A 13,160-nucleotide genomic window follows, 5' to 3' on the forward strand; every position below is an offset into this window, starting at 1 on the left:
ATCCATCATGGTCAGTTGAGCACCTGAATCCCCGTCACTTCAACCGGTAACGGTTTGAAATAGATTAAGTAAAGAATATTGAATACATTTGTATACATTGATATACGAAATGAGACAAGCGGGTGTGTTGGAGCGTGGCGATGTCGGAATATCCCGGACTATTCGATGTCCTAGTAGTCGGCGGCGGCAATGCCGCGCTCTGCGCGGCGATCAGCGCGAAGCGGACCGGAGCAAAATCGGTGCTGGTTCTAGAAGGCGCACCCCGCTTCTATCGCGGCGGAAATACCCGTCACACCCGCAACATGCGCTGCGCCCATGACAGTGCCACAGACACGCTGAGCGGACCTTACACTGAGGATGAATTCTGGGACGATCTGCTGCGCGTGACCGGCGGCGAGACCGACGAACAACTCGCCCGCATCATGATCGCCGAATCGAAGGAGATGCTGCATTGGATCGTCGAGCAGGGTGTGCGCTTCCAGCCCTCGCTGGGCGGCACCCTGAGCCTAGGACGGACCAACTCCTTTTTCCTTGGTGGCGGCCGGTCAATGCTTAACGCGCTATACCGCACGGCGGAAAGCCTCGGCATCGAGGTGTGGTACGATGCCGAAGTGATTGGCCTCGATATTGCCGATGGTCGTTTCCATTCGGCCCGGGTGAAGATCAAAGATCAGATCATTAGTATTCGTGCCGCAAGTCTGGTCGCCGCGGCTGGCGGCTTCGAAGCCAATATCGACTGGCTTAAGGAATCCTGGGGCGATGTCGCTGAAAATTTCCTGATCCGCGGCACCCCCTATAACCGTGGCACCGTATTGCGCATGTTGCTGGATAAGGGCGTGCAGCCGATCGGCGACCCAACGCAATGCCATGCCGTGGCGATCGACGCCCGCGCCCCGAAATTTGATGGCGGCATCATCACTCGACTCGACTGCGTGGTGTTCGGCATTGTCGTCAACAGGCACGCGCAACGCTTCTATGACGAGGGCGAGGATTTCTGGCCCAAGCGCTATGCCATCTGGGGTCGGTTGGTGGCCCAGCAGCCCGACCAAATTGCCTATATCGTCTTCGATGCATCCTCGCTGAAAATGTTCATGCCCTCACTCTATCCGCCGAACCAGGCGCCGAGCATCCAGGAACTGGCGCAGAAGCTCGAGCTCGAGCCGGCCATCCTGCTGCAGACCGTCAGCGACTTCAACGCCGCCGTGCGCCCGGGCAGCTTCGACCACACGGTGCTGGACGACTGCCGTACCGAAGGCCTGACTCCGCCCAAAACGCACTGGGCCCGGAAGATAGAAATCGGCCCCTTCTATGCCTATCCGGTCCGGCCCGGCATCACCTTCACCTATCTGGGTACACGGGTGGATCGCGATGCCCGCATACAGATGGCGGATGGCAGCCGTGCGCAGAACATGTTCGCCGCCGGCGAGATCATGGCTGGAAATGTGCTGGGCCGCGGTTATGCCGCCGGCATTGGCATGACAATCGGGAGTGTCTTTGGTCGCATCGCCGGGCGGGAGGCGGCGTATCATGCTCAACAGTAAGACGGTGATTCAGGGCAGTGAGAGTCAGCACGCGACCATGGCGCTGGCCGAGGCCGACCGCCTGATGACGGTATGCAACTCCTGCCGCTATTGCGAGGGACTCTGCGCCGTCTTCCCGGCCATGGAGATGCGACGCGCATTTCCAGACGGCGATCTCAACTACATCGCTAACCTGTGCCACGGCTGCGGCGCCTGCTATGACGACTGCCAGTTCTCGCCACCGCATGAATTCAATGTCAATGTGCCAAGGACGCTGGCGATTGTACGGGCAGAGTCTTACGCGATTTATGCTTGGCCAGGCTGCCTGTCTGGACTGTTCCGCCGCAATGGCCTTGCCATCAGCCTTATCGCCGCCTTAAGCGTCGCCAGCTTCATCATCGGTTTCATCACGCTGAACGATCCAGCCGCATTGTTCATGGTCAATATCGGCCCGGGCAGCTTCTACACACTCATGCCGCATAACGGCATGGCAGTCCTGTTCGGCGCCGCGTTCCTGTATGCGGTCAGTGCCCTGGCCATGGGCATCCGCAATCTGTGGCGCTCTCTCGCCGGACCGAAAATGGACCTCGACATCGCCTCGTTGTGGCAGGCGATGAGAGATGCTGGGCGCTTGCGTTATCTCGATGGCGGCGGTGGTGGCTGCGTCACAGATTCAGCCAAGCCGAAGGACCGGCGCCGTTTCTATCACCACCTAACTTTCTACGGCTTCGGCCTGTGCTTCGCCGCCACATCGGTGGCGACGTTCTACCACTATCTGCTCGACCTTGAAGCCCCCTATCCCTGGTATGATCTTCCGGTGCTGCTCGGCACAGCCGGTGGTATCGGCCTGCTGGTCGGCCCCGCCGGACTGCTGCTACAGAAAAGGCACCGCGATCCGGCGCTGCAGGATGAAGCCCGTTTCGGCATGGAGTCTGCCTTCCTCGCCATGCTGTTCCTGACCAGCCTGACTGGCCTCGCCCTGTTGGTCCTGCGCGAGACCGCCGCCATGGGGCTGCTGCTAGCGCTTCATCTGGGTATCGTCTTCGCCCTCTTCGTCACTATGCCATACGGCAAATTCGTCCATGGCATCTATCGCTTTACGGCACTGGTCCGCTATGCGCATGAAAGCCGGACGCTGGATGCCGGCGCCACCTGATCGGAAGACTCGACGATGTCGCGTTGGAGGGCGAACATATATCGGAAGTCGAATGTAAATATTTTTATCACGCCCCAATGCGCCATGCCTCCTCACCACGATCAAACTGGGATTATCTACTGAGAGCGCTTTCTACTGAGTTTTGTTAGCTCCGAAAATCAGACAAACGCCTTTATATTCATCACTAGGAACTGTGATATCTTGGTCGATTCCCGTGTGTAATAATTTCTCAGTAGATTTTCCCTGATCGATCTCCGTGAGGATACTCGCCGATCGAATTCTCCTCACTGAGATTCCGCGTTTGATTTAGTGGCTTACTTGACGGAATTCAGGCCAACAAATGACCCTGCGTTCTGTTCTGCCAGAATGCGCATGAGATGGGCAAAGCGCGTGAAGTTTCCAACCTGATTTTTTGTGTAAATAGGCAACACCGGGAACCCAAACGTATGAATCCTAATCGGTGACTGGCCCGCATTTCCTCGTCGGTTTGTTTTTGCCACAATGGACACGACATCATCGATACTGCGGCCATTAAAGTCGTCGCCGAAAACGAAAATGCTCGTCGGCCTATCTGGTCGGTAAAAGGTCGTGATGGCTTGGGCGATACCGGGTGCTGGATTGCTGGCGCTGTAGCTGTTCCAGGTCCGCAACTGCTCCATAATGACGGCCCGGCGCTGCGGTGAATCCGGAATCCATTGACCGGCGTATGTGGGAAACATGTATTGACCCTGATCATTCATGATCTGGACACCCTGGACCTTGGGGTAGGAGTCCAGGATTTCCCGCATCTTGCTGACGACCAGCGACCAGGCGCCCTGCTTCATGCTGCCCGACGTATCGATGATAAAAATGACGTATTCGCTGTCGACGGGAATCCCGCCAATTGGGGCGTCCGTGGCAATGGGCTTGTCATTGCGCTGAGCCAGAAGCCTGCGCATTTCCTCGGATAGCGATTGCTGAACCGCCTTCAGGCGCTCTTCGGCCTTGATTCCAGCATCTGCTGTTGCCTTGGCACTACCAAATTGCCGGTCGGCCTGCTGGAGCTCCGCCCCCAGTTCCGCCAACTGAGCCTGGGATTGTGCCAGCTGGCGCCTCTTATCCTCCAGCTCTTTCTGAAGGGTCTGTCTTTCCTTGATGAGGTCTTCTCGGATTGCCTTGCTGTCCGCGGCGCGCTGCTTGATTTGTTCAACCTCCTCCTGAGCCGAAATCGGCTCGAAGGCCAACGTGATAATCAACAGCAGAATGACAGCGCCGAACCCGCAGGCAATCACATCCAGGAAGGACAGACTGAAGGTTTCCGCTTCTCTCCGCCGCATACGCATCACGGCCAATCCCGTGCCGGAGTCATGAACGAACCACGGGAAGTCACCGCCAGTTCCCAGAACGCGCCTGCGGCTTCCGGGTCGCCTTCCATCGGAAACAGTAATGTGTTGACGGGAATGCCATTCGGAATCCGGCGCAATGAATCCTTGAAGTGCGACAGTCGCTCATCAGCCGAAACCGGGCGACCGTCACCCGCACCAGCACCCTGGGTTGGCAAACCGTCGGTCAGGAGAATGACGCTATCGGGCTTAGGCTCCATTCGGCTGATAACACCAAACGCCTGATGGAGACTGGTGCCACCCTCTGGCGCGATCGTCCGGGCCGCCAGCAGGGCGGAACTGATACCCGCCGTGTCGTGTGTGTTCAGCCACTGCTTGTCGGAACCCTGAACAAGGGGATTCGCCGCAGTGTTGAAGAAATAGACCTGATACTGCTTTCCCGGCCTGAGATTGGCCAAGAGCCAGTGCAGCGACCGCACCACTCGCTGCCACTTCGGTGAGTTTCTTCGAACCTCCGGATCCATCACCTTCCACCGGACGACATTCACGACCGTCTCATCCAGCATGCTGGCAGAGGCATCAACCAGAATCAGGGTTCGCTCTCCGCCCAGTTTTAGCCCGGTCAGATACTGCCGCTGGCCGTCGCCGGAGAATCCAACGGGCCGCTTACCGCCCTCCCATTGCTGGTCTGCCTTGGTACGCAGCAATGAAACCGTCTTTTCGACAGCTTCGCTCTGGGTCCGAAGATTTGCCAATGCTGACTGTACGGCCTGCGCCTGAGCCTGCGCTTCCCTGGCCTTGCGCGCGGTATCGCGAACGCGCGCTTCCATCTCGGCTGCCTGCGCACTCAATTCAGTCCGCTTCTGCTCGACCTGGGTAACCTCCTGCATCACCTTGGCGAGTTCTTCCCGGGCAAACTCCTCGAGAGCGGTCGTCTGACGCAGCTCTTCGCGCAGCGTCTCGGAACCGGCCTGCCGCTTCTGGACAACCTGGCCATTCAGGATAACCACGAGAAGAACGACCGCACCGAAGCCACAGCACATGACATCCAGGAAGGAAATCAATCCCCCGGATATCTCGCGCCTGGCTTTAGCGGGCATTCTGATCAGACCTTGAGACGACGGACGAACCAGTCATCGCAATACTTACGGGTATCGAGAACAAGTTGCTCCTGAGAGGACTGAAGCTGATGGATCAGGAACATCAGGACAATACTGGCCAATAAAGCCACGAGGGTTGAGTTGAAAGCGACGCCGAGGCTGTCGGTCACGCCCGATATGTCGCCGGAAACGGCCCGCTGCACTTTCGTCAACGCATCACCGATACCGCGAACAGTGCCAATGAAGCCAATCGATGGGATGGCCCAGGCCACATACCGGATAATAGACAACTGGGAATCCTGCCGTTCGGCCTCAGCATCGCAGACGTTGTGGACAACTGTCGACGCGTCCTGGACACTTCGCGTGGCTACAAAACGGTCGATGGCAGCCAGCATGGCACGGGCGAGCAGGAAGCCTTGCTCGGGCCCAGAGAAGCGTTTCCGAATGAGCTGCGATGTCTGCTGAGCGCTTTCCGACGAGACAGTGGTGCCTTCAGGCAACCCGACGAGGTCCATTTCAAGCTGCCTGCGCTGCCGCATGATAGCGATGGCCTTATAACCCAGAATCGCGAATGCCCAGAACATGAGGACCAGGCAGGCCTCCTGCTCGTAGTCTCTCAGGATGACATAGACCGACTGCTGCATTTCGTACTGGGCGTCCAATGCGACTTTCGCCTTTTCGGATGCCAGAAACTGCTCGGCGTTCGGTCGGATCATCGCGACATAGGCGGCGTGGACAAGGATGAACGACACGAGAAGTGCCGAGACCTGATAGATGAATTCCGTGGGAAAGAGCCGACGCATTGGCGTCCTCATATATCGCTTGGAAAGGAAAGTTTCCTGCTCGGAGACACTTCTTCGGCAGGTTTGAAAGGAGCTGGAGCCTGCTGCGGCCGTCGAGGTTGCGCCGACGCTGCGGGCGGTTCCTGCTTAGGCGGCGGCTTGGGCTCCTGATTGGTGGTCTGCGCGTGAACAGACCCTGTCATCAGTATGGAGGCGACAATTATCGTCAGATATCTAGCGCAGGGCATTGGCATACCTCGCCAGGCGGAAGCCGACGTCATCCCGCGGCTTGTCAGAATAGTCCCGATACGATGTCCGGAGTTCTGTCGGGCTTCCGGTGCGCCAGCTGGACCCCTTGATGACATGGAACTTGCCGTCGGTCGGACCGACAGGGTCGCGAAGCGCGGTCGAACCGCTGTTGTTGATATCGTAGAAGTCGTGGCACCATTCTGATGCGTTACCGCTCAGATCGAACAGGCCTGCCTTGGATGCCGCAAACGATCCGACGGGCGCCGTAGCAACGAATTTGTCCGCATATCCCACCAAGGCAAACGGCAATCCCGAGCCTTCATGGGCAAAATTCCCTGTATTTGCAGGCGGCGGCAGGCTTTCGCCCCAAGTAAAACGAAGTCCAAGGCCCGATACGCGCTGGCCGCCTTCATACCTGGCAGCAAACTCCCACTCCGCTTCAGTGGGTAGCCGGTAGCCGTCTGTGGCTGGGAAAATGGGTGTGACCTTGCCGTTTTCGTCTTTGTAAGCAGGCGGAAGCTTCTCCTGAGCACTCAGCCAATTGGCATACCGCGCAGCGTCCTCCCAGGAAACACCGACTACCGGCTGATTTGGCTCATTCAGGCTGTTGCCCTGATACCCACCAGATGAATGCGCGGCCTTGAACTTCTTGAACTCTGCGTTGGTAACTTCCTTCTCACTCAGAAAGAACGGCCGGGTCATCTCGACGTTGTATTCATTTTCATTCGACCGCCGCGCCGGATCCCGCCGCGGCGAGCCCAATGCCACCTTGATTGGCGAAGCAATAGGAACAAGGACAAGCTTCTGGCCCGCAGCTGTCAGAATGCCCTTCGCCACGCGCTCTTTCATTTCTTCGGCAGCGGTCTTCAGCGTAATCTCGATTTTCTTCGGCACATCCTTCTGTGGAGTGACCGTGACCTTGCGCGGCTCATATCCCGGCTTGGATATCTCCAGAGACTGATTGACCGTTTGAAGCGTCAGTCGCTGGGTCGCGCTTCCGCTATCCACCCCATTGATTTTGAGAGAAGACCCAGCTGGAACGGTCGTGAGATAAACCGTACCCGTCTCCGGTGGCAGGCGAACAGTCAACTTTTTGGTAGCACCTGGATCAGCCTGCACAGCCCTGGTGACGGTCTCGAAGCCCGCCTTTGACACGGAGACCTGCTGTGTCTTCTCGCCCGGCAACGTCAGCGCCATTGGCGATTGCCCCTGAAACTGGCCATTGACCAGCACAGATGCTCCGCTGGGCTCCGTCTCGACATTGACGGTACCATCCAGGCGTTCCAGCTCAATCAGTGGGACAGTATTCGTCATTCCTGGCTGGACTTCGAAGGTCTTGCGAACGACCTTCCAGCCGTCCTTCTCGACTTCAATATTCCGGGTACCGCTCAGCACTGACGCGGAAGCCGGGCTGGTACCGATGTCACGCCCGTCAATCCGAACTTTCGCCTGGTCCGGCTTGGTCGGGATGGCGACGGTGCCCAAAGCGGTCTTCAACTCCACCGTAAGAACCTGCTCCTTGCCAAACCCCTCGATGACGAGCTTCTGCTCGACTGGCAGGAACTCGTCCTTCTGAAACCGGATGGTCCGCTCGCCGCTATCGACTTCGATTTCAGACGGAGTATTGCCTCGCTCAGCGCCATCGACGAGGACGGTTGCCTTATCAGGGATACTGGATATCCGGAGGATTCCGGGCTTCGGAATGAGCGCCAGCTTGAATGAATCCTTTTGTCCGAAGCTCACGCTGACTTGTGCCTGGAAAGGCCGATACCCTTCTTTGCTGGCCGAAACAGTATAGGTCCCGGGCAACGCGAGATAACCGCCGCCTACCGGAATGGCGGGAGGGAATCCTGAAACGGCAATCGTGTCCGGCGCTTCATTGAACTGAAGGCTCAATGGCGATGCAGCGAGCACAAAGCCGATGCTGATTCCCAGTATTGCCAGCACCGCTGCCGCGGCAATCTTGCCTCTGGAAATGGGTTGCCTGGCTCCTGCGTCTGATCTTGCCGAGGCACGACCTGCTCCGGAGGCAGCCACGTTAAATGTCGAAGGCCGGTCAGCAGCTTTCTCGTCGACGACCGATACATTGGTCCTGAACTGATATCCGTCGTCATTCTTGGACACGTCAAAATCAACATCACCGAAGCCCAGGACATCCCCGTCTTTAAGCCAGGTAGCGCCGGACATCCGCTGCCCATTGAGCACGATGGGGGTGCGGGACTTCTCGGGCTGAATGGACAGGCCGTCCGCATGGGCGACTACCCACGCGATAACTCCACCTTCGGCTGTCGTCCCGATGTCAATGCCGCCGTCCGTATCTACCTGGATGGCGAGCGGAAAGTCGACGCCACTATAAGTTTGGGCACGATCGCCAGCGATGACAGTGAGCGATGTCAACGGATTGCCTCTGTACACTTAATCGACACATTGTGCTCCGTGGCGCCCGGGGGGACTTCGAATTCTACCCGCACATCCCGATATCCGGTTCTGGATCCAACCGCCACGTATTTCCCGGGTGGGAGCTCCATGCGATAGGTCTCAAACAGGCCGATAAGGCCCACCCGGTAAAGCTCCACACTCGTTTGCCGGTCCGATTTGATGACCACCGGTACTGGCCGGGAGTAGGCATAAACGAGTTTCTGAAGTTTCTCTTTTTTCGCCGCCAGAACCGGTCCTTCGACCTGCTTTGAAGTGGCCGCCAAGATGGCCGTCGCGTGCGCAAGTGGACTGGCGGACTGCAAGCGGCTGGGCTGATCCAGATAGCTATCAATATTCCGATGCAGGTCGACCTGAGCGCGGGCACGCGCACGCCCAGTGCTGGCAAAGGCCGCGTTTGGATCGATGGCCAAAGCCTCTTCGTATGCCCTCAGTGCTTCAGACCAGTTTTCCTTCTTCTCGCTATCTTCAGCGCGGGCTCGGACCTTTTCAATCCTTGCAACCTGCACAGCGGCCACCACACGCCTCCGCAGATCCGCGATTTCCGGCGCTCCCGGCTCGATTTTCGCCGCCTGCGCCAGCGCCGACTCCGCACCAAATGCGTCATGGGCATTCAGGCGTTCGTGGACCTTCGAGACGGCTTTCCGCAGATTCGCGGCTTTGGCTGCAGCTTCGACCCGCTTGAGGCCTTCTTTGGCGCCTGTCAGCGCCGGATCGACAGCCAGTGCGCTTTGATAGGCCTGAAGTGCTTCTTCTGACGACCCCGCCTGTTCCGCAGCTGAACCGGCATTGAGATGCCGAAGGGCTTCCGGCAACTTCTTCGCCCGCTCCAATGCGGTTTCGATTTCAGGCGCCCCGGGCTTCAGCGACGCAGCAACTCGGTAGTGCTTTTCTGCTGTCGGCGCATCCAATGCCGCGAGAGCCTTGGCACCAGCCTGCACGGCTACATCGAGGCGGCCGGGTTTGGTCTCGTCCAGGCGCTTTATACTGGCCGCGGTTTCCGTCAGCACCGTCGAGGCGGCAGCATAATTGCGCTGCGCAAATAGAGTACGCGCTCGCTCCAGAAGCGCATCCACGGCGGCTATGCTGGCACCGTCGACAGGTTCAATACCCCAGGTCCGAGCGCCTTCCCCTTCAATTCTAGCAAGCTGGCGAAGGGTGTCCGCCAGCACCTTCTCGGCCTCTGCTTTTTTATTCTCGGGCGTCGAAGTTTCGGCAGGCTTGGGTGGCGAGGCGGGCAGTGCCGCAGCTTTCTCCGGGGTAGGCTCGACCGCTCGGTTCGAGCCTACAATTTCCGGCAAAGCGAATGTGACGAACACGGCTGCCGTCGCCAGTACCGCAACAGTTGCAACGGCAAACTTGCCCAATGGCGGCTTCGAAATGGGTGAAGCCCGTTTCGCGCCGGAAATCCGGAATGACTTGTTACTCAATGTACGAACCCGCCAGCCAGGTTTCCCTTAGGTTCCTACAGTCGGAGCTGCTTGCGGCGTGGTCGGCTTCTGCAACGGAGCTGTCTCGCTTTCGCGCAGCTCCTTGAGAACATCACGCCAGGCGCTGAACTGCTGCTCAATCGTGCCCTTGAGCTCGACAGTCTTGCCCTCGACTTCCAGAACGGTGGGCTTCACGTCGCTGGACATGGAATTGCCCAGTTCCTCAAGAGCGGCTCGGCGCATGTTTGTTTCCGACTCCGCCTGGTCGGAAGCGCGGTTGGCCATCTGAACTGCGATTGCGACGCCAGCGCCAGCAACAGCGGCACCTGCAGACGTGCAACTGTAGCAACTCCCGCCCTGATTCTGGGAGGCAAGCGCGGCTCCGGCCAGCACGGCGAGGACACCGACCGCGACGGCCTTTGATTGCTCGGAATTCTTGACACGGTCGGCCTCTCGAAGTGCCGCGATTTCCTTCAATCGAGACGTCCGCCAGTTATTATATGGCGCCTTCAAACTGCGTGCCAGCGTGTCGTATTGCTGGTCGAATGTGTCAATCAGCATTTCCTCGCGGGCGCGGATGCGCTCCACGCGCTGGACAACCGGATCTTCCTTGGGCGGCAGCCGGACGACCTGATAGGCTGGCTTCCATTCAGATTCCTTCCTACCGCCAAGGAACGCGAATGTCTTCTGGATACCGGACTTCTGGTCTTCTGGGTCACCGTATTTCTTCAGGTATCCCTCATAGGCAACCGGGGCAAACTCACCACCGAAGCGAAGGTCAGCGACCTGCCTGATTTCGGTGTGGTTTTCCGGTTTCAGCTTCTTCCGATGGTTGACGATGTCGTTTGCCACCTCGTTGTAGAGGTTCTGGAAGGCATCGACACCTTGTGAGTCCGCGCGCCAGTAAGCTGCGGCGTCAATGGTATTTTCATATTCCTTGGTGAACCAGTGCGCACCCGAAGCGTCGCGAACCTGCACTTCGATTTTCAGAATTTCGCCGTCCGACTCCAGGATTTTACCGGACACGTTTACGTCGCTGCCGCGGGCCTCACGCGGCGTCACGCGAACCGGACCCCAGTAGCCAGACTTCTGCATCGTTTCTTTGAGTTGGCTCGGGACGTAATATGCCTCGGCATTACGGATATCGGTGGAAAGACCCTTCGACAGCTTCGGATCTTCCGGCAGTTTACCTGGGTCGAAAGCTTCGATGCGGACACTCAGCAGCTCGGCATCCGATGGCTGCGCAGCGGGTCGATCCAGCGCCACTTCCTTCGTTGTAAGCGTTCGCGTCGGGTAGCTCTTCGCGCACCCCCCAAGAACAGTCAGGCAGAGCACGGCCAGAAGGAGCCCTCGCAGTTGCGCATTGGTCATCATTTCCTTGCCCCCTTGTATTTCCTGTATTCGGCCCAAAGTTTCTCCTTAAGCGTTGGGTCGGATTCTTTCTCGGCTGCTTCGCGCAATTGCCGCGCCACCACGTCATCATCAACACCGCCGTCTGCACGACCTTGTGGCGCGCCGCGCTGGTTGTCGGATGGCCCACCTGCCGTTGGCGGCGGCTGCCCGACTGGGTAGCCCGTGCCAGGCACGCCCGCACCCTTGGAACCTGGACTGCCTCCAGATGCGCTGGCGCTTGGCAATTGGCCTGATGGCGTCCGTTGCTCCCCCTGGGCATTCGCTGTTTCAGACCCGGTCTGTCCAGAGGACGAGCCGCCGCCAGATTGACCGCCAGCGGCTCCACCTGAAGCACCTCCTGCCGAACGCCCGCCCGCCGCCCCGGTCGCTGTGGAAGCTGAGGCCTCCTGCTTCATCTCCTGTTGGCGCTTCATCAGCGCTTCGTCGATTTTGCCTTCGAGGTCGCTTAGTTTAGCGACGATTGCGGCCTTCTTTTCCTCTTCGGTCTGAACTGCGCTGACATCCGGCAGGACAATCCGCCGCTGGGGGGCACCGAGCCGAATGCATTCGAAATCGCTGACGGCTGCATTGCCCCCAATGCCACGGACGACTTCGCACTGTTCAAGGAGGCGAACCCGCAGCCCGGCTACAAATTCTGCGTATTCAGCCTGCTCGCGCGGCTTAAGGCGCCCTGCCTGCTGGGCGTCACGGTAGGCCTTATCTTCGCGGCGCCACTCTGCCTCGCTTTGCCGAAGTAGCTCTGTTGCTCTTTCCAGCTCAGGGGTAGCCCACGCCTCACGCTGAGGGGGCGCAATTGTGAGTATCGCGGCTATGCCTGCCAGCACACAGCGAACTGTAAGTGCCGAAAAATTAACGGCTTTTGCGGAGTCTTCCCGCGCGACCACTTGTTACCCCCCAACCAAACTTCAACCAGAACGACACCCTCGATCGCACATTAGTGGACCGACCTAGACTTGCAAATATGTCTCTGCTTCCCACCCGGGAATAATCAAAGAGGTCCAGTGTTCGTATCGGCCCAGGCTGAGGCAGGGCTATGTGGAGTTCACTAAATCGCTACATAAAAATGTATGCACGGATACGACAACGCTTGGTCCCAACTCAGTAGAATCTCAGTCAGTAGAAATGCCACATACGATCCTGGCCGGTTGATTATTGATCTTCATCCTCAATCGAGGTCTTCGTGTTGGGAATGGCGGAACAGCGGCATAGATACCGCCGGTCGTGAGCACTACCACATCGAGGACATGACCGGCCGTCGGTTCTGGATATTCCGCAGCAACGTTAGCTGGTTCATACACGGGATATTCTGATCACAAGCAGGAACGACCCGACATCCCCTGGTCGGTTAAAAACCAGGGCCGCATGCACAAGGTCAATCGCAACCATCCCTATACCTCGACAATGGATGCCATGCGGCATTGGCCTGAGACAGCCACGGCCGTTGGGGTACGATTGGGAACTAGCGGAACAGAGATCCTGGCGCCTTTCGGCTTGGACGATTTATTCAATCTCGTGATCAGGCCGACGCCGGCATTTACTGGCGAACGACAAACCGTGGTGTTGGATCGCTTAGATCAGAAGCGGTGGCTCGAACGCTGGCCCGCCTCAAGCTGCAGCTGGCCGTTCACTAGGGCTTCAGCCGACCAATTTGTAAGGCTACGCGCTTCGGTTGCAGCGACACTTTGGGCTGTTTGACAGGCCGAAGTTTTGTCGCCAAATCGGCGTGAGACCTAAAAAATGGTGGGCGATGAC

Annotated in this window: 9 protein-coding genes and 1 pseudogene; 3 read left to right on the forward strand and 7 right to left on the reverse strand. The window is 58.3% G+C overall.

Going from position 1 to position 13,160, the window contains the following annotated elements; translation table 11 throughout:
* Window positions 1-140: 140 nt before the first annotated feature.
* Together tcuA and tcuB are read left to right on the forward strand one after the other, a co-directional pair.
* Window positions 141-1,541 carry an FAD-dependent tricarballylate dehydrogenase TcuA gene (gene tcuA / locus OJJ21_RS04580; protein ID WP_297683592.1) on the forward strand — a complete coding sequence of 467 codons (1,401 nt, stop codon included), beginning with the start codon at window positions 141-143 and terminating at the stop codon, window positions 1,539-1,541.
* On the forward strand, window positions 1,528-2,676 hold the full coding sequence (gene tcuB / locus OJJ21_RS04585; RefSeq protein WP_297683594.1) for a tricarballylate utilization 4Fe-4S protein TcuB: 1,149 nt from the start codon (window positions 1,528-1,530) through the stop codon (window positions 2,674-2,676). Before tcuA ends, tcuB begins: the two co-directional genes overlap by 14 nt.
* Window positions 2,677-2,990: 314 nt before the next feature.
* Here tcuB and OJJ21_RS04590 read toward each other — a convergent pair whose 3' ends face one another.
* From OJJ21_RS04590 to OJJ21_RS04620, 7 genes are all read right to left on the reverse strand, one after another.
* Complete coding sequence (locus tag OJJ21_RS04590) at window positions 2,991-3,998, reverse strand: hypothetical protein (protein ID WP_297683596.1); 1,008 nt, start codon at window positions 3,996-3,998, stop codon at window positions 2,991-2,993.
* Window positions 3,998-5,098 carry a vWA domain-containing protein gene (locus OJJ21_RS04595; RefSeq protein WP_297683598.1) on the reverse strand — a complete coding sequence of 367 codons (1,101 nt, stop codon included), beginning with the start codon at window positions 5,096-5,098 and terminating at the stop codon, window positions 3,998-4,000. The genes OJJ21_RS04590 and OJJ21_RS04595 overlap by 1 nt, the downstream gene beginning before the upstream one ends.
* A gap of 5 nt (window positions 5,099-5,103) precedes the next feature.
* Window positions 5,104-5,901, reverse strand: coding sequence for a MotA/TolQ/ExbB proton channel family protein (locus OJJ21_RS04600; RefSeq protein ID WP_297683600.1), 798 nt, complete (start codon window positions 5,899-5,901; stop codon window positions 5,104-5,106).
* A 213-nt stretch (window positions 5,902-6,114) separates the two neighbouring features.
* The gene (locus OJJ21_RS04605; RefSeq protein ID WP_297683602.1) at window positions 6,115-8,526 is read right to left on the reverse strand and encodes a PEGA domain-containing protein; all 2,412 of its coding nucleotides are present in this window, start codon (window positions 8,524-8,526) and stop codon (window positions 6,115-6,117) included.
* The gene (locus tag OJJ21_RS04610; protein WP_297683604.1) at window positions 8,523-9,932 is read right to left on the reverse strand and encodes a hypothetical protein; all 1,410 of its coding nucleotides are present in this window, start codon (window positions 9,930-9,932) and stop codon (window positions 8,523-8,525) included. The genes OJJ21_RS04605 and OJJ21_RS04610 overlap by 4 nt, the downstream gene beginning before the upstream one ends.
* A gap of 90 nt (window positions 9,933-10,022) precedes the next feature.
* Window positions 10,023-11,369, reverse strand: a complete 1,347-nt coding sequence (locus OJJ21_RS04615; protein ID WP_297683607.1) for a hypothetical protein — start codon at window positions 11,367-11,369, stop codon at window positions 10,023-10,025.
* Window positions 11,366-12,292 carry a hypothetical protein gene (locus OJJ21_RS04620; RefSeq protein WP_297683609.1) on the reverse strand — a complete coding sequence of 309 codons (927 nt, stop codon included), beginning with the start codon at window positions 12,290-12,292 and terminating at the stop codon, window positions 11,366-11,368. Before OJJ21_RS04620 ends, OJJ21_RS04615 begins: the two co-directional genes overlap by 4 nt.
* A 442-nt stretch (window positions 12,293-12,734) precedes the next feature.
* On the opposite strand from OJJ21_RS04620, the pseudogene OJJ21_RS24390 reads away from it, so the two are divergent.
* Window positions 12,735-13,103: pseudogene (locus OJJ21_RS24390) on the forward strand (nucleotidyltransferase family protein); the annotation flags it as partial.
* Between the last annotated feature and the right edge of the window lie 57 nt (window positions 13,104-13,160).

Source organism: Ferrovibrio sp., from assembly GCF_025869515.1.
Classification (GTDB): Bacteria; Pseudomonadota; Alphaproteobacteria; order Ferrovibrionales; family Ferrovibrionaceae; genus Ferrovibrio.

Excerpts from the sequence above, each read along its gene's own strand:
- tcuA (WP_297683592.1), top strand. The coding sequence starts at position 141 with ATGTCGGAATATCCCGGACTATTCGATGTCCTAGTAGTCGGCGGCGGC.
- tcuB (WP_297683594.1), top strand. The coding sequence starts at position 1,528 with ATGCTCAACAGTAAGACGGTGATTCAGGGCAGTGAGAGTCAGCACGCG.
- OJJ21_RS04590 (WP_297683596.1), bottom strand. The coding sequence starts at position 3,998 with ATGCGTATGCGGCGGAGAGAAGCGGAAACCTTCAGTCTGTCCTTCCTG.
- OJJ21_RS04595 (WP_297683598.1), bottom strand. The coding sequence starts at position 5,098 with ATGCCCGCTAAAGCCAGGCGCGAGATATCCGGGGGATTGATTTCCTTC.
- OJJ21_RS04600 (WP_297683600.1), bottom strand. The coding sequence starts at position 5,901 with ATGCGTCGGCTCTTTCCCACGGAATTCATCTATCAGGTCTCGGCACTT.
- OJJ21_RS04615 (WP_297683607.1), bottom strand. The coding sequence starts at position 11,369 with ATGATGACCAATGCGCAACTGCGAGGGCTCCTTCTGGCCGTGCTCTGC.